Source organism: Lysinibacillus sp. CTST325, from assembly GCF_054665055.1.
In genome coordinates, this window is the sequence record NZ_BAAFHO010000001.1 from 763,407 (window position 1) to 782,287 (window position 18,881).

The 18,881-nt window shown below is 36.5% G+C and carries 20 protein-coding genes; 6 read left to right on the forward strand and 14 right to left on the reverse strand.

From position 1 onward, the window contains the following. Positions 1-42: 42 nt before the first annotated feature. Positions 43-432: a DUF7147 family protein gene (locus ACYQ73_RS03815; protein WP_400721425.1), complete on the forward strand. Its 390-nt coding sequence runs from the start codon at positions 43-45 to the stop codon at positions 430-432. A gap of 2 nt (positions 433-434) precedes the next feature. On the opposite strand, the gene ACYQ73_RS03820 is transcribed toward ACYQ73_RS03815, so the two are convergent. Then, positions 435-707: a YlbG family protein gene (locus ACYQ73_RS03820; RefSeq protein WP_132357596.1), complete on the reverse strand. Its 273-nt coding sequence runs from the start codon at positions 705-707 to the stop codon at positions 435-437. A gap of 330 nt (positions 708-1,037) precedes the next feature. Here ACYQ73_RS03820 and ACYQ73_RS03825 point away from each other — a divergent pair, with 330 nt between their 5' ends. After that, positions 1,038-1,937 (forward strand): glycerophosphodiester phosphodiesterase, encoded by a 900-nt coding sequence (locus ACYQ73_RS03825; RefSeq protein ID WP_460011216.1) that lies wholly within the window; start codon positions 1,038-1,040, stop codon positions 1,935-1,937. 860 nt (positions 1,938-2,797) lie between these two features. On the opposite strand, the gene ACYQ73_RS03830 is transcribed toward ACYQ73_RS03825, so the two are convergent. From ACYQ73_RS03830 to ACYQ73_RS03845, 4 genes are all read right to left on the reverse strand, one after another. Beyond that, entirely contained in the window at positions 2,798-3,502 is a 705-nt protein-coding gene (locus ACYQ73_RS03830; protein WP_460011217.1) for an alpha/beta hydrolase, read from the reverse strand. Positions 3,503-3,768: 266 nt separating this feature from the next. Continuing rightward, on the reverse strand, positions 3,769-4,194 hold the full coding sequence (locus ACYQ73_RS03835; protein ID WP_460011218.1) for a DUF7878 domain-containing protein: 426 nt from the start codon (positions 4,192-4,194) through the stop codon (positions 3,769-3,771). 157 nt (positions 4,195-4,351) lie between these two features. Then, positions 4,352-5,404: a tartrate dehydrogenase gene (locus tag ACYQ73_RS03840; protein WP_460011219.1), complete on the reverse strand. Its 1,053-nt coding sequence runs from the start codon at positions 5,402-5,404 to the stop codon at positions 4,352-4,354. Between the two features lie 164 nt (positions 5,405-5,568). Next, positions 5,569-6,015, reverse strand: a complete 447-nt coding sequence (locus tag ACYQ73_RS03845; protein ID WP_460011514.1) for a YlbF/YmcA family competence regulator — start codon at positions 6,013-6,015, stop codon at positions 5,569-5,571. Positions 6,016-6,102: 87 nt separating this feature from the next. On the opposite strand from ACYQ73_RS03845, the gene ACYQ73_RS03850 reads away from it, so the two are divergent. Further along, positions 6,103-6,603: a PaaI family thioesterase gene (locus ACYQ73_RS03850; protein WP_460011220.1), complete on the forward strand. Its 501-nt coding sequence runs from the start codon at positions 6,103-6,105 to the stop codon at positions 6,601-6,603. Here ACYQ73_RS03850 and ACYQ73_RS03855 read toward each other — a convergent pair. After that, a complete protein-coding gene (locus ACYQ73_RS03855; protein ID WP_460011221.1) occupies positions 6,584-8,059 on the reverse strand; it encodes a UDP-N-acetylmuramoyl-L-alanyl-D-glutamate--2,6-diaminopimelate ligase in 1,476 nt (491 codons plus the stop codon). The two genes, ACYQ73_RS03850 and ACYQ73_RS03855, sit on opposite strands and share 20 nt — an antisense overlap. A 223-nt stretch (positions 8,060-8,282) precedes the next feature. Next, positions 8,283-9,404: a CAP domain-containing protein gene (locus tag ACYQ73_RS03860; protein WP_460011222.1), complete on the reverse strand. Its 1,122-nt coding sequence runs from the start codon at positions 9,402-9,404 to the stop codon at positions 8,283-8,285. A gap of 145 nt (positions 9,405-9,549) precedes the next feature. Between ACYQ73_RS03860 and ACYQ73_RS03865 the strand changes: the two genes are divergently transcribed. Further along, positions 9,550-9,915 (forward strand): YugN family protein, encoded by a 366-nt coding sequence (locus ACYQ73_RS03865; protein ID WP_460011223.1) that lies wholly within the window; start codon positions 9,550-9,552, stop codon positions 9,913-9,915. A gap of 206 nt (positions 9,916-10,121) precedes the next feature. Further along, entirely contained in the window at positions 10,122-11,186 is a 1,065-nt protein-coding gene (gene ytvI, locus ACYQ73_RS03870; RefSeq protein ID WP_460011224.1) for a sporulation integral membrane protein YtvI, read from the forward strand. Between the two features lie 144 nt (positions 11,187-11,330). On the opposite strand, the gene ACYQ73_RS03875 is transcribed toward ytvI, so the two are convergent. Then, positions 11,331-11,792, reverse strand: coding sequence for a DUF420 domain-containing protein (locus ACYQ73_RS03875; protein WP_249073255.1), 462 nt, complete (start codon positions 11,790-11,792; stop codon positions 11,331-11,333). 33 nt (positions 11,793-11,825) lie between these two features. Further along, positions 11,826-12,758 carry a cytochrome c oxidase assembly factor CtaG gene (gene ctaG / locus ACYQ73_RS03880; protein WP_460011225.1) on the reverse strand — a complete coding sequence of 311 codons (933 nt, stop codon included), beginning with the start codon at positions 12,756-12,758 and terminating at the stop codon, positions 11,826-11,828. 240 nt (positions 12,759-12,998) lie between these two features. On the opposite strand from ctaG, the gene ACYQ73_RS03885 reads away from it, so the two are divergent. After that, positions 12,999-13,214, forward strand: a complete 216-nt coding sequence (locus ACYQ73_RS03885; protein WP_460011226.1) for a hypothetical protein — start codon at positions 12,999-13,001, stop codon at positions 13,212-13,214. A 416-nt stretch (positions 13,215-13,630) separates the two neighbouring features. Here the strand turns inward: ACYQ73_RS03885 and ACYQ73_RS03890 are convergent, their stop codons facing one another. The 5 genes from ACYQ73_RS03890 to cyoE form a co-directional block, all read right to left on the reverse strand. Beyond that, entirely contained in the window at positions 13,631-13,975 is a 345-nt protein-coding gene (locus tag ACYQ73_RS03890; protein WP_460011227.1) for a cytochrome C oxidase subunit IV family protein, read from the reverse strand. 1 nt (position 13,976) lies between these two features. Next, positions 13,977-14,603: a cytochrome (ubi)quinol oxidase subunit III gene (locus tag ACYQ73_RS03895; RefSeq protein WP_460011228.1), complete on the reverse strand. Its 627-nt coding sequence runs from the start codon at positions 14,601-14,603 to the stop codon at positions 13,977-13,979. Then, positions 14,603-16,486: a cytochrome c oxidase subunit I gene (ctaD, locus tag ACYQ73_RS03900; protein WP_460011229.1), complete on the reverse strand. Its 1,884-nt coding sequence runs from the start codon at positions 16,484-16,486 to the stop codon at positions 14,603-14,605. The genes ACYQ73_RS03895 and ctaD overlap by 1 nt, the downstream gene beginning before the upstream one ends. A 41-nt stretch (positions 16,487-16,527) precedes the next feature. Continuing rightward, the gene (gene coxB, locus ACYQ73_RS03905) at positions 16,528-17,613 is read right to left on the reverse strand and encodes a cytochrome c oxidase subunit II (RefSeq protein WP_460011230.1); all 1,086 of its coding nucleotides are present in this window, start codon (positions 17,611-17,613) and stop codon (positions 16,528-16,530) included. A gap of 99 nt (positions 17,614-17,712) precedes the next feature. Beyond that, positions 17,713-18,630, reverse strand: a complete 918-nt coding sequence (gene cyoE / locus ACYQ73_RS03910; protein WP_460011231.1) for a heme o synthase — start codon at positions 18,628-18,630, stop codon at positions 17,713-17,715. Positions 18,631-18,881: the final 251 nt, after the last annotated feature.

Consider the following 18,881-nt stretch of genomic DNA (forward strand, 5'->3'; position numbering starts at 1 on the left):
GCAGCATGATACTATGTGTATTGGAAAGGATGTGCAGTTTTTATGCCACAACAATTTATAGAATTAGGTGAGGGCTATGGTGATGTTTATGAGCTACTTGAAATAGTGAGAACCAATCAAGATCGCTTCCACCAAGCCTTTATACTAACATCCACTAAAGAAGAAAAAAAGGTTGCTTCTTTAGCAGTCGCTTTAAAACCAGTCGGTGAAAGTAAATTCATGCCGATTTATATTTGTCGAGAAGGCATCCCTTATAATGAAGAGCAGCCTTCACAGCGACAAAAAATATTTGAAGAAAGTATTAAACGACTAGATAGAAAAGCGGTTGTTGTAGAAATAAAGCACTCTTCTATATTTTCGGAATCAAAACTATTTTATCAATACTTGATCGGAATAATGAGACTTCATCACTATATTCCGGCGTTAACATAGTATTATAGACCTGCTTTATAGTCATATTCTTTCGCTTTATCTGGTTTTGCATTTTCATACTCAGTTTTAACAAATGGACGATAAGACTTTACAACGTCTTTCACGAATGGAAGGCGTTGTAGTTTAGTTGTCATTGATTCAATTTCCTCTCGCTCGCAATAAATCACTACATATTTTTGCCTCCGAGAAATATAAAGAACATGACCATATTTTCGAAGAGACTTCGCATGTTTTAATTGATGGACGTAAACGATTAGTCCTTGGCGTTCGTTCATAGTATTCCCCTCATTTCTTACATAAAAGAATACCATAGACCGGAAAATGATAGCAACAGAGTTTAGCTGACAGAACGCTCAATTTTCCGTTATAATGGAAAAGCATACAACGTTGACTTAGAGTTTTACATTCACTTATGCAAGTTATAGAGTACTAGTTTACGTTAGAACTTTTTGTTTGCTCACTGAAAAAGCAATTATGCCTCGGCATATATTGTAGCTGACGCTTTGCTTTCTCTAGAAAAAACAATTGCTGAAAAAACTGAAAAAAGTTAAAAAGTGAAATTGCCAGTACTATTTATATTAATTTAATTGTTAAGGAGGACGAATATGGGTAAGAAAACAAAGATTGCACTTGCAATCGCAGCGGCAAGTGCAGCGGCTTGGGCAGGTAGTAAAGCTATTTCTAAACCTCAACAACGAGAAGGTAAACAAGCATTACAATTTGATCACCCAATTATTCTCGCACATCGTGGCGGTGCTCATATAGCACCTGAGCATACAATGCCTGCTTTTGAAAAAGCCGCACAGTTAGGTGTTGACGGCTTTGAAATAGATATTCGCTTAACCAAAGATGAGGAAATTATCGTTTTCCACGATGATACTGTCGATCGTACGACAGATGGCTACGGACTTGTTGCAGACATGACTTTAGCGGAAATAAATGCACTAAACCACGGTTATCAATTTGAAGATTTAGATGGGGAATTTCCTTATCGAGATGAAAAAATTGACGTTGTCACATTACGTGAATTATTAGAAACTTATCCAAACTTGTTAGTAAATATTGATATTAAAGATGCACCAGATACGTATGAAGGAAGTTTAATGCCATCTAAACTATGGCGTTTAATTGAAGAACTTGGTGCTGAGAATCGAGTAGTTGTCACGAGCTTTTACGGTGAACAGATTGATCGCTTTAACTTATATGCACAAAATCAAGTAGCGCTCGGTGCTGGTGAATCAGATGTTCGTAAAGCATTTGCTTCTTTCTCAAGCCAGTTTGGACACTTATATCATCCAAAGGTAGACGTATTCCAGATACCGCCTAAATCAGGAGTAATCACACTAGAATCACCTAAGTTCATCCAGTTTTTAAACAATTTAAACATCCCTGTTCATTATTGGACTATTAATGACGGAGCAACAATGACTAAATTAATTCACAACGGTGCAAAAGGTATTATTACAGATCGACCTGATATTGCTGTAGAATTACTACAAAAATAAGAATAATAAAATGGAGGCTAATCTCCATTTTATTATAGTTAACACATTGATTGGTGAGGGCCTTCTTTTAACAGCCCTTACCTTTTATTTATTTCTATCTATATAATTAGCAGGTACAGGGGATAAATCTAACTCTCGTGCCTACACAGAAAGCTGCCCTATATGATGAATTTTATGTGCAATAAATTGGTGCAAAATTCCATTTTTAGCATGCGCATTTGTATACCAAGAGCCGCGCCCTATTGTTGAAGTTCACAAAATATAAAAAGTAACAACTGTATACGTTGTAATGAAGTAAGTTATATTATTAAAAGGGGCTGGGACAAATGTGTTTCAGCCAACAAAAATACCGAACTATCCAACGAAACTCTCATGAAGTGTTTCGGAATAGTTCGGTTTTTCTATTTATCGTGTTTTGTTAATTTAGAGATTATTCGGCTTTATGAAGGAACCATTTAGTTATGTCCCAGCCTCTTTATTTGTTTAGTTGGACTCTTCAATAGGGGTTGAATAATTACAGAATATAAGGTAGGAATTATTAATAAAAGATGGAGAGATACGATGTTCGATCAAGTTGCGTATTTTATTTTTCAAGCCCTGGTAATTCTAACGGTTTTGGTTGTTGTGGTTGGCATCCCTCTTGAGGATAAACTGTTTAGAAAAAAATAACATCTCGCTTCGTGTCTATAATAGATTTAGGGATTGGTGAAAAATAGTGGACCATATTGAGGTAAAGCACCTGTTTGTTTAAGTGAATAAATTCACATTTATAATTCCTCTTAAATATAAAATCAGTTTATATATTCACAATTCTTCTCTAACAGGTTCTTTACTAAATCTCTTAGATAAATTGTAATTTGTTAATCGATGTGCTTGTGTAACCACTGCTCAAATACTTTCAACTGTTCTTCAGTATGAAAGTAATGTTCACCTGCTTCCATGACTTCTAATTCACAACTGTGTTTTTTTGCAAAATAGTCAATCGTTTCAAATTCGCACAGTTCATCCTTGGCTCCATACATAATATATGTATCTGTATTCCATGTATTAATAGGATGTTCTTTTACATAGCATAAATAATCCCAATATAACTTTTGACCAATAGGTGTTTCTATAGTCATTTCTTTTTGCAAAAGCTCTGGTGTTACATTAAACCATTTCATCATATTTTCGATAATTCGTTCCATATTAAATACCGGTGATAAAAATAATGCCTTTTTTAGCACATCGTTTTGATAAGCTAAAAGGCTAAAATAAGCTCCCATACTACATGCAAACAAGCTTACTTCTTTCCAATGTTCTTTTGCGTAATTCATAATTATAGATAATTCACTAACACAAAACTGTACTTTACAAGGAGTATTATCATTTTTTCTTTCTCCATGCTCAGGTAAATCAAAGCTTAATACTTGATAACCTTTTTGATTGGCTTCTTCAGCTAATATTTGAATCACTGCATCTTCTTTATTTGACATATTTCCATGTACTGCAATAAAAATTTTTTCACTCTTTTCTCCCCATAAAACTGCGGGAATATTACTAATTTTAAAATTGTCTTTAAGCATATTTCCTCCATAACATTTTATATTCTTCTACTTAGTTTAAAGAAATCAAACTATTCATAACTTACCACAAATTAATTATTATATCTCTCTATATCTGTATAACATAGTCTACTCTATATTTTAAACCTTTCTTTTGTTGAACAATCGCACCCGTTAGCCACCCATGTAGCGCAAAAATTAGCACTTCACCACAGAAAATGAAAGATGATTAAGTTCTTTCATGTGAGTGAAAGAGATTATTCCTTTTGATTTAAATGAGGAGTGAATTATTGGAGGAACTTATCGAGTTTAACAACGTAATCAATTTCGTGAAGTTCCTTATTTAACCCCTGTATGTAATGTGTGACCGCTTCAGCTAATACAGTTGTGGTAATGTATTTGTCTGTTTCGAAATTCTGCCAAATTGAATAAATTCTCCAATAATCATTTCCTACATAAATGAAATTGAGTATTGTCTCATTATGGTCAATTGTTTCATAGTCCATATTTTCTTTAAGGCCTCTGCGAATCTTTTGTAACCATTCACCCAGTTGGGTTCCTAACTCTGCAAGATTGACATATGGGTCATTAAAAAACAATTTTTCATCTAGAAAAATGTTTAAAGCACCTTCTATAAAACCGTTTTCGTAAGCAGAGTACCCTGGTCCATTAGGCACATTTTTATCTAAAACAAACGAGAATCTAACATTCATAAAATCACTCTCCAAGGGAAATATTCTACACTGAGTCAATAATCCCCTCTTATTCCACTAGCCTACTCCGTTAGTTGAATAGCACAATCTTTAAGAAAACAGCCAAAATCTAATAAACAGCGGGGCTGAAGAAAACCCCACTGTTTAAAGTTTTGCTTTATTGTAGATGATGTAATACCGCATCCGTTACATCACGTAATGTCGCTGTTCCTCCCAAATCACCTGTTTTAATACCTTCTGCTAATGTTGCTTCCATCGCATTCAGCACTTTTGCCCCAATTTCATGATAGCCTAAGAAATCAAGCATCATTTTACCTGTCCAAATTTGTCCAAGTGGATTTGCTATACCTTGTCCTGCAATGTCAGGAGCAGAGCCATGGACTGGTTCAAACATAGATGGATATTGTCGTTCTATATTTAAATTTGCAGCTGGAGCAATTCCGATACTCCCCATAATCGCACCACCTAAGTCGGTTAAAATATCCCCAAATAAATTGGATGCAACAATGACATCAAAGTTTTCCGGCTTCATCACTAAAAAGGCAGCTAAAGCATCAATATGATTGGATACTTGTCCTATGTTCTCGTAGTCTTTACCTACTTGTGCAAACACTTCATCCCAAAAAGGCATACTGTATGTAATTCCATTAGATTTTGTGGCACTTGTAACATGCTGGCGTCGAGTTTTTGCCATTTCAAATGCATATCGCATGGCACGTTCTGTTCCCTTCCTTGTAAAAATAGCATTTTGGATAGCAACTTCATCCTGTCCACTATGTATTCTGCCACCACTCTCAGCATACTCTCCCTCTGAGTTTTCACGTACAACAACAAAATCAAAGCCATTTGGATTACGTAAAGGTGAAGGTAAACCTTGAAGTAGCTTTGCTGGACGCACATTAATAGATTGCTTCATTTCACGGCGGATTTTAATAAGTAGCCCCCATAATGAAATGTGGTCTGGTACTAAATCTGGCATTCCTACAGCACCTAAAAAGATTTGATCGTACCCTTTTAAAATTTCAATACCATTATCAGGCATCATTTTACCTGTCTCTAAATAATAATCACAACCCCATGGGAATGTTGTCCATTCAAATTGAAAGTTGCCATCTAATTGAGCGGCTTTATCAAGAACTTCTATCGCCGCTGGTACAACCTCTTTACCAATCCCATCTCCTGGTATAACGGCAATTCGATACGTCTTCATCTGTTAATCCTCCTTTAATTTCTATAACGCCTATGCAATTACTATACAATTTTTTTGCAGTCATTACACACACTGAGCTGTAGCTACTGTAGCATCGTATAAAAAAAGACTGTATAGAAACTCACCTGAGTTTGCATACAGTCTTAGAAAAAGTATTACCTTGTTTATGCAGAGCAAGAGCAAGAACCGCCTGAGCCACATCCTCCACCACATGAAGAACCTGATGCAAAGAACGGATTACTTACAGGGACTTTTACCGCTTCTGAAACAGTTTTCCCTATAAGTAAGCTTATTTGATCAAGTAAATCTTGAAAATCGTTTTCAGCAATTCTTAAAGCTGAAACCTTTTCATTTAAATCGAGTGCGCGCTTTTGCTGACGAATCGATTTCATAATTGTATGATAGTCCGGATGATATTTTCCGAAACGTTGTACATCTTCATACTGCTCTTTCATGCGATTAAATGCATAAATAACTTCGACTATTTGGACATCGCTATACACAGCATCATATGCTTGCTGAAGCATTTTCGCAGGCTCAGAGGAAAGAATCATCTCACAAAGCGCATCGGCCTCATCCAAAATGATTGCCCAGTCAGAGGTCATCATCATTTTTAATTCCCCCAATCTCTTTCCCATCATAACAGATTTTATGGTAATTTTACATTATTGATATTTTTAAATGAAGGAGTTTTTAAATTGGTACCATCGTCTAAAAAAGAAATAGAACAATTACTTGCAGAGATTTTACAACATAGTACAGCTGAAGATGAGGAAGTTTTACTACATTTATTGTCTGGCCTTCGCGATAAACAACAAGGTATTCATCGACGTTATATTAATGCGGCCTTACACATGGTTGGCAAATTTGAGCCTGAAGTTAGCGAAGTTCGCATTCCCATTACACCTGTTATCCATAATACCATTAAGGTACCACACGGCGGGATTATTGCAACAATTGCAGATGCAGCAATGGGAGGACTTGCTTCACGCTCAGTACCAGAAGGCTTTAATGTTGTCACAACAAATATAAATATCTCTTATATTGCTACAACAACCAACAAAGAACTGATTGCTCATGGACGTTTCGTGCATAAAGGGCGTCAGACACTTGTGATGGAATGTGATATCGAGGATGAGACTGGACGAAAACTGGCTATTGCGACTGGTTCTTTCTTTGTCATTCAACGCCGTCCTTAGTCATAAGATTTAAAAAGTAATCTCGAATACATTGTTGATCGGAAAAAGGGAATTTTTGATTTTTTATTTGTTGGGTCTGTTCATGCCCTTTTCCGGCAACAAGTACAATATCACCTTTTTCTGCCTTTGCTAATGCTTGATGAATAGCAACTTTCCGATCTAGATAGATTTCATAATATTGCTGCTCAGTAAAACCAGCAATAATACTTTCATTAATTAAAATCGGGTCTTCATCACGCGGATTATCAGTCGTTAAAAAAATGACATCAGCATACTTACTAGCTACTGCCCCCATCGCAAAACGTTTCGCCTTATCTCGATTTCCCCCACAGCTAAATACAAGGTACAGGGTTTTCGAGCGATCAAAAGTTTGCAGAACAGCCTGTAATGCCTCTGCAGTATGTGCGTAATCTACGTACACATCAATCCCAAATGGATTGTCTATTTTCTCAAGTCTTCCTTCTGGTAGCCTTAACAACCACATATGCTCTGCTATCTCTTCAATTAAGAAACCTATGCGCCATAAAGTCATCAACGCAGCTACAGCATTTTGTACATGATATTTACCAACAAAAGGGATTTCTACAATATGCTCACTCGATGACGTTTGTAAACAAAGTACCGTTTTTCCAAATGATTCACTGACAATTTGGATATGTAAATCATTATGATTATCAAAGCCAAATGAGCAGGATTTTTTCTTATCATAAATACCGACGGAACGGCAAAAATTATCATCTCCATTTAGCACTAGCTTTTTCGATAAATCTGCCAATCTTTTTTTCGCACGCTTATATGCCTCAAGCCCTCCATGATCTTCTAAATGGTCCTCCGATAAATTTAAAAAAACACCACAATCGATATCACAATGATCAAGTCTATTTTGCTGTAATCCCATTGATGAAGCTTCTAAAACAACATGTGTAACACCATTTCGTACACATTGCTTTAAAATCGGATGCAACTCTTTTGCCTGTAATGTAGTTAATTGCTCATACACAGTTTGTTGTTTCTGTTCATTGATGAAAAATCCTACAGTTCCAATAACTGCAACGTTTTTATGTAGGGCTCTTAATAATTGGCTCACAAAATGACTCACTGTAGTTTTACCATTTGTACCTGTAATCGCAATGACTGTTAATGCTTCTGCGGGAAAGGCTGAAAGCTTTGCACTCGCATACGATAAAAATAAGGATGTATTCGGAACCCAAACAAAAGGAATATTTTGATCGGTAATTGGCATTGAAATACTTTCCTCTGATACTATTGCGGCAGCACCCCGAGCTAATGCTTCTTTTACAAAACGACTTCCCGTTGTTTTCTTACCTTTACGTACAATAAAAATATCCCCAGGTTTTACTGCCTGAGCATAATCCTCGACTCCTGTAATAGTTGTGCGAATAGATCCCCCAGTTACGCTACATGGCCAATCTTTTAATAGCTCCGCTAATTGCAAGCTTCATTCCCCCTTTCGGTTCTCTATCATATGACGGCGTATGTAACGATGTGACGAAAAATGTAGGCGATCATTGTGCTCATCTCACCTATAGAGATGGGAGACTTCTGTACCTTTCGCTTCGCTTTTGGTACACAATACAAATGCTGAAAGAAGTTAAAAATGAAAAAGACTGAAGATAAACTTGATTTCGCCAAGTTTATTTTCAGTCTCAAATTTCTATTTATGGTGATGATTCATCAATATTTTCTACTGGTTCCTCAGAGTCTTTATTCTCACTATCCAGCCCCTGAGAAGAAGATTCTAAAAATATTTGCGTATAATAGTTTAAAAATACTCCAGATCCCACTGTCGTATATTTATCATTTAAAATTACATTTCGATGCTCAGGTGAATTAAGCCAGCCATGCATTGCTTCAATCGCATCAAAATAATCAGTCGCAAGATTTTCATTCGCCTCACTATATTCGATTCCATGTGTGTCTAATCTCTTTTTCAAATCTCCATTTGTTGGTGATTCATGAGCAAGGAAATTGTGAACCTTCATATCTTCACTATGAATTTTTGCAACTTCTTCTAATGAATCATCCATTTTTAATGGCGTTAAATCATGTTCATCTCTTGTTACATTTATTAAATCGTCAAGCTGTGCAGCACTTGCTTCATTAATTTCCTGCTGTAAAAAGGAAGATGGTGGTGTTGGTATTACTAGCTCACCTTGATAAGTCATTTCGTAAGGTTGATGAAGAACAAGGGTTTTACTATTCGTAAAACGTATTCCTTGTAACTTACCCGTTTCTCTATCTATATAAAGTTGTGCAAAAAGCCCATCGAATTTTACAAGCAGTCGTGTCTGCATATCTTCTTCACTCATCGAGAAAACGAAAATATTTTTACCGACATTCGCAGTTACTTCATAATCAATAATGGTCATTCGGTATATATCATCGCGTTTCTGACCGACCTTAAAAGGAAAAGCATCCAAATCTTCACCAGCAATGTAAACTTGTGTCACAATATTATTGTCAACACCTACCATGAAAAATGTAGAAGCACTGGAGTTATAGATCCACCAATCATATCCAAAGGAGGATGGTTCCTTTCGTACGGGTTCACCATATTTCTCCAAAACTACCTTAGCTTCTTGACCGATTAATGTCGACATACCGCTTTTTGGACGTGTCGTTGCTCCCATTTCAGGCTGCTTTAACTCGGTTTTGGGAATAACATTTGAATTGGCATTCGGGCCTTTTAATGGCTCGTTTTCACGAGGTGTATTAAAAAACATAAAGCCAATTAATGTAATTGCAGCACATACCATAAAAATGCGAAATAAAGCTTTCATACATGACTCCTTCTTATCACATTATTCTATTTATTATATCAATTGTAATTGGGTTGACACAATGTTGTCATTGCAACAATGTCGAATATGCTCTATTATAAAAATGAGCGTATACTATGTACGAGAACCTAAAGGAGGATTATAGATGTATTTCGAAAATACTAACCTTGAAAATTTAACAGCTGATCAAGAACTTATTGTAAGCGTCATGAAAAAAAATGGTTTAGAATGTGATGGCGGCTGGGATTACGAACGTATGACATTTGATAAGCGTTTCGATACTCGCGAAGGTCGTTATTACCTACGTGTATTCTCATATGCTAAATCTGGTGATGTTGGTGCACATGATGCAATTCTAACATTAATGAAACCAGCACTTGGTAAGTACTACTATCCACACGGCGTTGAGTATGGTGATGATGAAGTTTACCCAGCTCATCTTGTAAAAAAATGTGAAGAAATCTTAAAAAAGGTTAGATTAGACCTAGAAGCTTTTGAAATTCATGCATAATTTTAGATAGTTATTTCACTTTGCATATATGTCGATTAATCATCGAAATTATTTTATTTTTTATAAGGGTTAACAGTAAATCGGCAACAGCATGCAGTGCAATAGCTACATCTGAAAAGACTGGTGGTCCAGTCTTTTTTATTTTGAGTAAAAATTTTATTTCTTCTCATACTAACTATATCTTTTACATGATGTAGGTGAGATAAATGTTACAATTTTTAAAACACCCTTTTTTTCGCCATCCGATCATCGTTATAGCTATCGGAATTGCAATTCTCTGGTTTATATCCCTGTCATTACCTATACTGCTTGCCTACGTAACTGCCTTATTATTGGAACCTGTCATCATACGAATTAGTAAACGGTTCCGAAAAAAACGCAAAATAGTCGCATCTATTTTTTTCTTGTTCTTTTCAAGCATGACATTACTATTATGTATTCTCATTATATTTATAAGCTGGAAACAATTTTCAACATTTATCATTCATATTCCAGAGTACCTCAATCAGCTATCATCACTATGGATTCAAATACAATCCAAGCTTTCCAACTATACTTATCACTTGCCCCTAGATCTTGTTATACAAATTCAACTTATGATAGCACGGGCTCTATCTTCAATCGAGAAATATGCTCTTTCTTTAACAAATTTAAATGTTTGGTCATCTTCACTTACGTATATAACTTCTCGTTTGTTCGACATTTTTGTCTATTGGATCGTACTATATATGTTTCTTTTAGAATTACCGAATATTAACCGTAAAATGTTAGCGCCTATTTCGTTTCACTATCATCAAAAAATACTATTTATTGGACAGCGTGTAAAACTTGCTTTATTTGGTTTTGTAAAAGCACAATTTTTAGTTGGTATTTGCATTTTTGTTATAGCTTTTGGAACCTTTTATTTTCTTAAAACACCATTCCCCCTTATTTTAGCACTCTTACTAGTCGTTTTAGATTTCGTTCCTTTTTTAGATTCATTTATTTTGCTTCTTCCTTGGGCAATATACAAAGCCTTTACAGGTGAATATATCTATGCTGTTATGTTAGTCGTACTTACGATCGCTCAATTTTTAGTTCGACGAATGATTGAGCCCAGAGTTATTGGAAATAAAGTTGGACTCTCCTCACTAACAACCTTTATTGCCATGTTTATCGGTTTTAAAATGTTTGGATTTTCCGGTATTTTAATTGGCCCTTTACTCGTTGTTGTTGTCGTTTCCTTATTTAATCAAACATCCATAAAAAATCTCCCTCCTTCTCAAAAATAAGGAGGGAGATTTTTTTATCAATTATGCCTCGGCATAATTGCGTCCGAAATCGACTTTGTGCTTAGACCTGCAGATGTTTTTTGCACGAAAGCGTAGTGCTAACATAGCGGCAGGTACAGATGTTCGAACACCCGCTAAAATAGGTTAAAAGCCTAAAATAGCTTTAATGACAGATGTTGTTTCACCTGGTTCAAACATAACGTATAGTAAAATGTATACTAAAACTCCGGTAATAGCTACGAAGAACCAAATAATACTTGTAATCGGTCCTATACGACGGTGAAGCTTGAGATTCGTTTTCAAGCCAGAAATAATACTAACAATTCCAAATACTGCTCCAGTTGTTGCGAGAGTAATGTGGAAAATTAAGAAGAAAGTATAATATGGCTTTAAATCTTCTCCGCCACCAAAAGCTGTGTTACCAATAAAGATTGTTCGTGAAGCATATATAATAAAGAAGATAAGTGCTGCAACTCCTGCTGCAAGCATTACTTTTTTATGTGCCTCTACTTTTCTTTTTATAATTAAGCCCCAACCAATAGCTACAAGTACAGCACTAATAACGATGAATGATGTACTTATAGTAGGCAAAATTTGCAATTCCATTTACAAAACCCCTTATACAAATTAAGTTTCTTTTTACAACTGATGTTGTTGTTGTTGATTTTCCCATTTCTTTTGATGTTCTTTTAACGCATCAGCAGTAATTTTATCAGGATCCTTTTGTTCTGAACGATACCAATTAATAAATATTGATCCAAGTAATACACCAAAAATAAGCTCTTGTAAAATCTTCATTAAAACGCCGCCCAGTTGCTGATCGGCAACAGGTGTCATATTTGTAAAGAGTTCTGGACCTGATAAAGATAAACTAGATAATGTAGAAACAGGTACACAAAGTTCCATTGCTTTAAGCCATGCATCACCATTTGTATATGTTTCATACATAGCGTTTGGCGCAAAAATAATTAACGCACACGCAGGTGTAATTAATACCGCGTTAGCAATGATATAGGCTAACTTAAACAATGGTTTCATTTGCGAACTATTAGGCATCTTTTGAATCAAAGGCCAGTACATTAAAACTGCAGAAACAAATAATACAAATGTATATGTACCATGTAAAGTTTCGTTTAATTTAATGTAGTCTAATACTGCAGGTAAATGGTAGAAAGAAAATAAACCAATAAACACAAATATCGCAACGACCGGGAGTGTAAATGTTTTAAATAAAGATTTAACAACCGGTGCTTCAATTGCAACTTTCCATACCCACCAAGGAATTCCCTTAATTAAGAAAATCGGTACAAGTAACAATAAAATAGCCATTTGCACCATATGCATCGTAAACATAATATGCGCCATTAAATCTATTGGAGATCCTTTAATAATATAAATCGTTACCATTGCCAGTACAAAATAAATAGCCTCTTTCCTTTTCAAAGGCTCGCTTACTTTAAAATCCTTGCGCCACTTTGTTGTGACTAGAAAATAGATGACTGTTATGAAAACAAGAACCCCTATTAAGTATGGGCTCCATAAAGCTTGGAAACCAAATATACTAAGTGGCATACAGAACGCACTCCTTTAACTTCAGTACTCCTATTATAGAACGCTTACACTTATTCTGCAATGAACGAAAGGTGAACAAATTACTATCTATAGTTTACCTCTCTTTCAGGATTATCGTATTTATAAAAAAATTATTCAAAGTATAAAAAACCAACATGAATTATATTATTTCTTGCTAGCTCCTCACCATAGCGTGGGGTTGATTTCCGTTCCGACTGGGCGCTTTCCTGGGGGCGTCCGATGAGCCGCTTCACTCGCGCAGCTCGCTCCAGGGTCTCGGGCCAACACGATGTTGGTCACGAAGGCGTTATCACAGGACGTGATGGTTTTAGCCTTCGTTCCTCTATTGCTAATCCCCAAGGAGTCACCCAGTCTCCACTCCAATCAACTGATTCACATAGCATGTATTCTCTTAATTTAAATGATAACGTATCTTTAGCAAAAGGGTTTGTCTGAGTGAAACCAACAGCAATGTACAATTACGTCACTGTTACAAGTCTATTTTGTTCATTATGGTGTGTTATCCATAACGTCCACTATTGAAATGAATAAAATTTATAAAAATTCTATGCTATCGCTGATTGGAGTGGAAGGCTACTCGACTCCCGTGGGAAAGCGAGACAGGCGAGACCCTGAGGCCAACACGATGTTGGTCACGAAGGCGTTGTCACAGGACGTGACGCACTTAGCCTTCGTTCCCTCAGCGGAGGAAGCGGCTCGACGCTCGCCCACAGGAAAGCGAGTAGCCTGGAACGGAAATCACTCTCACATGAATTATATTAATTCTTACCTGCTCATTCACTTAAACGTGAATAGAACCCAAAAAGAAAAGCACGTTCCTACTGAAAGTAGAGAACGTGCTTTTTTGGTGATTACCACCAAATAATTGTTAAAAATGCTAAGAAGAATGTAAATGCGATTAGTATACCCATCCACATGAAGAAACCAATTACACCACCGAAGTGTGTTTTTTTGTCTTCTAAGTGCATGAAAGAGTAAAGTTGAAGAACAACTTGAACACCCGCAAGCAATAAGATGAGTGGGAATATTAAGTATTTAGAAAAATCAGCTGCAACTACTGCGAATGCGATAAACGTAAAGAAAATCATAATCGCAAAGTTAATTACTTGTTTACGCATATGAACGGCATTATGATGACGATCATACTCGTATTGTGCCTGAGACTTAGCAACTATAGGTGTATCGTGTGAAGACATATTATCCGATCACTCCCATCAAGTAAACTACTGTAAAGATGAATACCCAAACTACGTCGATAAAGTGCCAGTATAATGCAGCCACGAAGAATTTAGGTGCATTGTATAAGTTAAGACCACGCTTAGCATTACGAAGCATTAACGTAGTAATCCACACAAGACCTAATGTTACGTGGAAACCATGTGTACCAACTAATGAATAAAACGCAGTTGAGAATGCAGATTGGTTAAATGTAAAACCAAGACCTACATAATGATTGAATTCATAAATTTCTAAACATAAGAATCCAAGACCTAAAAGTACTGTAATACCAAACCAAGTTTGCATAGCTTTAAAGTTAAAGTTACGCATATGGTAAATTGCATAAACAGACGTTAGTGAAGATGTTAATAATAACATCGTCATTGCGAAAGCTAAAGGTAATTCAAATAAACCTTGTGTAGTGAACTCCATGCCAGCAGGCCCTTTGTTCTTAAGTGCTAGGTAAGTAGCGAATAAACTTGCGAAAAGTACAACTTCACAGGCAAGGAAAATCCAGAAACCAACAACTTTATTTTTCCCTTCCATCGTCGCTTGTTCAGGATGATCTGGCCAAGTATGAGGAGTAAATTTAGTATTGAAATCCATTATTTATTTCCTCCTTTGCCGTAAAGTTGTTCTTCAATTTCAAGAATTTCTTCTTTGTGTAAGTGGAAGCCGTGATCGTCCTTAACAGAACGGAAAATCATAGCACCAAATGTAATTGCAAGACCTGCAATTAAAACGTAAATTGACCACGGTTTATCTGCATCTGGATTATAAAGAGCACCGAATGCCGCGATAAACATACCTACAGAAATAACAAATGGGATAGCTGAGTTATTTGGCATATGAATATCACCGATTGGCTCAGCAAATGTAATTTCTTTATTACCTTCTTGTTTTTCAATCCACCAAGGATCTAAACCACGAACAAGTGGTGTTTGACGGAAGTTATAGAATGGGATTGGTTGTGGAATTGACCATTCTAATGTACGTCCATCGCCCCATGGATCGCGACCTGCTGGTTTGCCTTTGATTGACATTAAGCAGTTGATTACCATTAAGATAACCCCTACACCCATCATTAATGCACCGATTGTAGAGATATAGTTGAACTGATCCCAACCTTGACCTTCCATGTAAGTGAATACGCGACGTGGCATACCCATTAAACCTAAGAAGTGTTGAACAAAGAACGTTAAATGGAATCCGATAAAGAATACCCAGAAAGTAATTTTACCAAGTGTTTCGTTTAACATACGGTTGAAGAAAATTGGCCAGTAGAAGTGCGCTGAACCAAATAACGCTGTTACGATACCACCAACGATTACGTAGTGGAAGTGAGCAACGATAAAGTAAGAATCGTGTAATTGGTAGTCAAGAGGTGCAGATGCTTGCATTACCCCTGTAACACCACCCGCAACGAATGACGGGATGAAACCAAGTGCATAAAGCATTGGTGTTGTAACTTTAATAGATCCGCCCCAAATAGTTAAGATCCAGTTAAATACTTTCATACCTGTTGGAACGGCAATTGCCATTGTTGCAACAGCAAAGATTGCGTTAGCTGTTGGCCCAAGACCAACTGTAAACATGTGGTGAGCCCAAACCATGAACCCTAAGAAACCGATTAAAATTGTTGCGAATACCATTGAAGAGTATCCAAATAAACGTTTACGAGAGAACGCTGGGATAATCTCAGAGAATAAACCAAACGCTGGTAATACTAAGATATAAACCTCTGGGTGTCCGAAGATCCAGAATAAGTGTTCCCAAATAATTGTGTTACCACCCATAGTATGGTCAAAGAAGTTACCACCGAACATACGGTCAAATAACATCATTAATAAACCAATTGTTAATGGAGGGAATGCGAACAGAATTAATGCACTTGATACTAGCGCAGTCCAAGTGAATAATGGCATACGCATGAATGTCATACCTGGAGCACGCATTGTAATAATCGTAACGATAAAGTTAAGACCTGATATTAATGTACCCGCCCCTGATATTTGTAAACCGAGAACATAGAAGTCAATACCATGTCCAGGAGAATATAAAGATAATGATGCATAAGACGTCCAGCCCGCATCAGGTGCGCCACCCATAAAGAATGACAGGTGAAGGAATAATGCACCTAGGAAGAATAACCAAAACCCTAAAGAGTTAAGGAACGGGAATGCTACGTCACGCGCACCAATTTGTAATGGTACAAGCATGTTCATAAATGCGAATAGTAATGGAGTCGCAGCTAGGAATAACATTGTCGTTCCGTGCATTGTTAATAATTCATTGAAAAAACCAGCTGAGATGAAATCGTTATTTGGTTTCATTAATTGAATACGCATTAATAACGCTTCAAAACCAGCGATAGCAAAGAACAATGTACCGGCTAATAAATACATTACTGCTAACTTTTTATGGTCAACAGTTGTAATGTAGTCCCAGACAGTTGCTCCAAAGCCCTTTTTCTGTGTGTATGAGCTCACAACTTTTACCTCCCTCAAAGTTTGTTACATAAAACTTGAAATTATTTCTCAACAGATAAGCCCATGATATAAGTTGCTAGAGCTTGAATTTCTTCGTCAGTTAAGTCGCCATAAATTGGCGCAGTACCTTCTGGATTCATCATTAAGTTACCTGGCTTGAACTTCCCAGGATCCTTAATCCAAGCTTTTAAGTTTTCTTCATTATGTTCTAAGAAACCAGCAACACGGTTACGGTCACCAAATGCAGTTAAGTTAGGACCTGCACCTGGACCGCTTGTACCAGATACAGCATGACAACCCATACAGCTCTTAGCAAATGTTGCTTCCCCAAGATCAGCTGAAGTTTTGTCAGCTATTTTTTTATCTGTTGCTTTCATTGAAGCTACCCATGCGTCGAATGCATCCGGGCTTAATGCTTTTACTTTGAAGTCCATTAGAGCATGTGAAGGACCACATAACTCAGCACATTTACCATAGAATACGCCGTCTTTAAGGTCTTTTGATTCTTTATCGAACTCTAGATAGAACTTGTTTAAGTTATCTACGTTCGTATCCATTTTACCGCCTACAGCAGGAATCCAGAATGAGTGCTTAACATCGGCAGCTTTTAAGTTAAAGTAAACTTTTTGACCTGTTGGTACAACTAATTCTTGTGCAGTTACAATACCTTGGTTAGGGTATTCAAACTCCCACCAATATAATTTAGCAGTTACATTTACTGTAAGTGCTGTTTTGTCACCGTTTTCATCTACTTCATCCATTGCAGCAACATCTGCAAATTTGTAAGTAGCCGTAACAACTGGTACAGCTAAGATTAATAACAAAATAATTGGAATAACTGTCCAAATTATTTCAAGAGTGTGACTTCCTTCTACTTGCTTAGGAATAACGTTTTCGCCAACTTTTGAACGGCGGAATTTTAAGAATGCAAGTAAATAGATAACGGATACTACTACTACAACTAACGTCATAATCCCAGTAGCTAGCATTAATAGATTGAATTGTTCTTTACCTACTTGACCAGATGGTTTCAGTGCAGAAATATAATCTTCACCACAACCAGAAAGGAAAACCATCATCACTGCTAGTAGTGAAAAAAGACGCCATTTTTTAAGCCCTTTCATCATGCTTAATTAAACCCCTCTTTCTTTGTTGTATTTTCATGTGTACCTAGGAAATAAGTTCTGTCTATATGAATTCTTTAGGAAAAGAAAGAATTCCTAGATTTAGCTAAACAACGCAAAAATTATGATGGATACAAATAGTATGGTCATATGATTCAACGAATAGATAAACATTTTATTTGCCCATTTCATATCATCTTTTGTAGTAAAGCCTTTAAAAGCTAGAATCAACCAGCCCAAGTTCAATGCAGTGGCAAGAATTAAGAAGCCTACTCCAAGCTCTGGTAAAAGGAATGGTAATGGTAATAATAAAAGAATCCAGAATAACATCGAGTACTTTGTACGTTTAAATCCTTTTACTACAGGTAGCATTGGTATATTAGCTGCACGATATTCCTCAGTACGTTTCATAGCAAGTGCATAAAAATGCGGTGGTTGCCATGCAAACATGATAAGGAATAAGGCAAGTGCTCCAGGACCTAATGCAGGTTCAATAGCTGCAAACCCAATAACTGGTGGAATCGCCCCTGAAATACTTCCTACAACCGTGTTACTAACATGCTTCCTCTTTGACCACATTGAGTACAGAACGACATAAGCAAATACTCCTACTAGTCCCCACATGCCGGCCGCAAACGATGCCGCAAATAACAAAATTTCACCTACAATTAAAAATGAGAGGGCAATAGTCAATACAAAATTCGGCTTAAATCTACCCGTTACTGTCGGTCTACCCTTCGTTCTTTTCATGATTGGATCAATATCCTGATCAATAAAGTTATTCATTGCGCCTGAGCCACCTATAATTAATGCCGCACCCAGCATGGTGAACAATATGACATCGAGCTCTTGCAAGAAGTGTCTACTAGTAAATTGAAATGCCAGCCACATCCCTGTAAACGTTGTGACAAGATTCGAGTTAACGATTCCAATTTTTATTAGTGCTAAGAAATCTTTTACAACAGATGTTGATGCTGGTCCACTATTTCTAGTAGCCGTCAGTGCACGACCGTTTGACATGATACCTTCTCCTTTCATTTTTGTAAGCATATTCCGCTACCAATTACTATAGCGAAATTTGCGATTGATTTCTAGACATTAAGTGAAATTTAGATGAAGTTGTAAAAATTAGCTTTGTCTAGAAATATATTAAAAACAACATATCTATAGTAAATCATTTTCTAAAATGAATTGTGAAGGTTAGAGTACGAAATTATGAACAATTTGTGAAATGGAATCGACATCTAATACTCCCTACTCTTTACAAGTTG

What these genes read in the sequence shown, in the direction of transcription:
- ACYQ73_RS03845 (WP_460011514.1), bottom strand. Translation starts at nt 6,015, where the DNA reads ATGATGATGACCTCTGACTGGGCAATCATTTTGGATGAGGCCGATGCG.
- ACYQ73_RS03830 (WP_460011217.1), bottom strand. Translation starts at nt 3,502, where the DNA reads ATGCTTAAAGACAATTTTAAAATTAGTAATATTCCCGCAGTTTTATGG.
- cyoE (WP_460011231.1), bottom strand. Translation starts at nt 18,630, where the DNA reads ATGTCAAACGGTCGTGCACTGACGGCTACTAGAAATAGTGGACCAGCA.
- ACYQ73_RS03890 (WP_460011227.1), bottom strand. Translation starts at nt 13,975, where the DNA reads ATGTCTTCACACGATACACCTATAGTTGCTAAGTCTCAGGCACAATAC.
- ACYQ73_RS03895 (WP_460011228.1), bottom strand. Translation starts at nt 14,603, where the DNA reads ATGGATTTCAATACTAAATTTACTCCTCATACTTGGCCAGATCATCCT.
- ACYQ73_RS03825 (WP_460011216.1), top strand. Translation starts at nt 1,038, where the DNA reads ATGGGTAAGAAAACAAAGATTGCACTTGCAATCGCAGCGGCAAGTGCA.
- ACYQ73_RS03860 (WP_460011222.1), bottom strand. Translation starts at nt 9,404, where the DNA reads ATGAAAGCTTTATTTCGCATTTTTATGGTATGTGCTGCAATTACATTA.
- ACYQ73_RS03875 (WP_249073255.1), bottom strand. Translation starts at nt 11,792, where the DNA reads ATGGAATTGCAAATTTTGCCTACTATAAGTACATCATTCATCGTTATT.
- ACYQ73_RS03815 (WP_400721425.1), top strand. Translation starts at nt 43, where the DNA reads ATGCCACAACAATTTATAGAATTAGGTGAGGGCTATGGTGATGTTTAT.
- ctaG (WP_460011225.1), bottom strand. Translation starts at nt 12,758, where the DNA reads ATGCCACTTAGTATATTTGGTTTCCAAGCTTTATGGAGCCCATACTTA.
- ACYQ73_RS03885 (WP_460011226.1), top strand. Translation starts at nt 12,999, where the DNA reads ATGAGCCGCTTCACTCGCGCAGCTCGCTCCAGGGTCTCGGGCCAACAC.
- ACYQ73_RS03865 (WP_460011223.1), top strand. Translation starts at nt 9,550, where the DNA reads ATGTATTTCGAAAATACTAACCTTGAAAATTTAACAGCTGATCAAGAA.
- ACYQ73_RS03820 (WP_132357596.1), bottom strand. Translation starts at nt 707, where the DNA reads ATGAACGAACGCCAAGGACTAATCGTTTACGTCCATCAATTAAAACAT.
- ACYQ73_RS03840 (WP_460011219.1), bottom strand. Translation starts at nt 5,404, where the DNA reads ATGAAGACGTATCGAATTGCCGTTATACCAGGAGATGGGATTGGTAAA.
- coxB (WP_460011230.1), bottom strand. Translation starts at nt 17,613, where the DNA reads ATGATGAAAGGGCTTAAAAAATGGCGTCTTTTTTCACTACTAGCAGTG.
- ytvI (WP_460011224.1), top strand. Translation starts at nt 10,122, where the DNA reads ATGTTACAATTTTTAAAACACCCTTTTTTTCGCCATCCGATCATCGTT.
- ACYQ73_RS03835 (WP_460011218.1), bottom strand. Translation starts at nt 4,194, where the DNA reads ATGAATGTTAGATTCTCGTTTGTTTTAGATAAAAATGTGCCTAATGGA.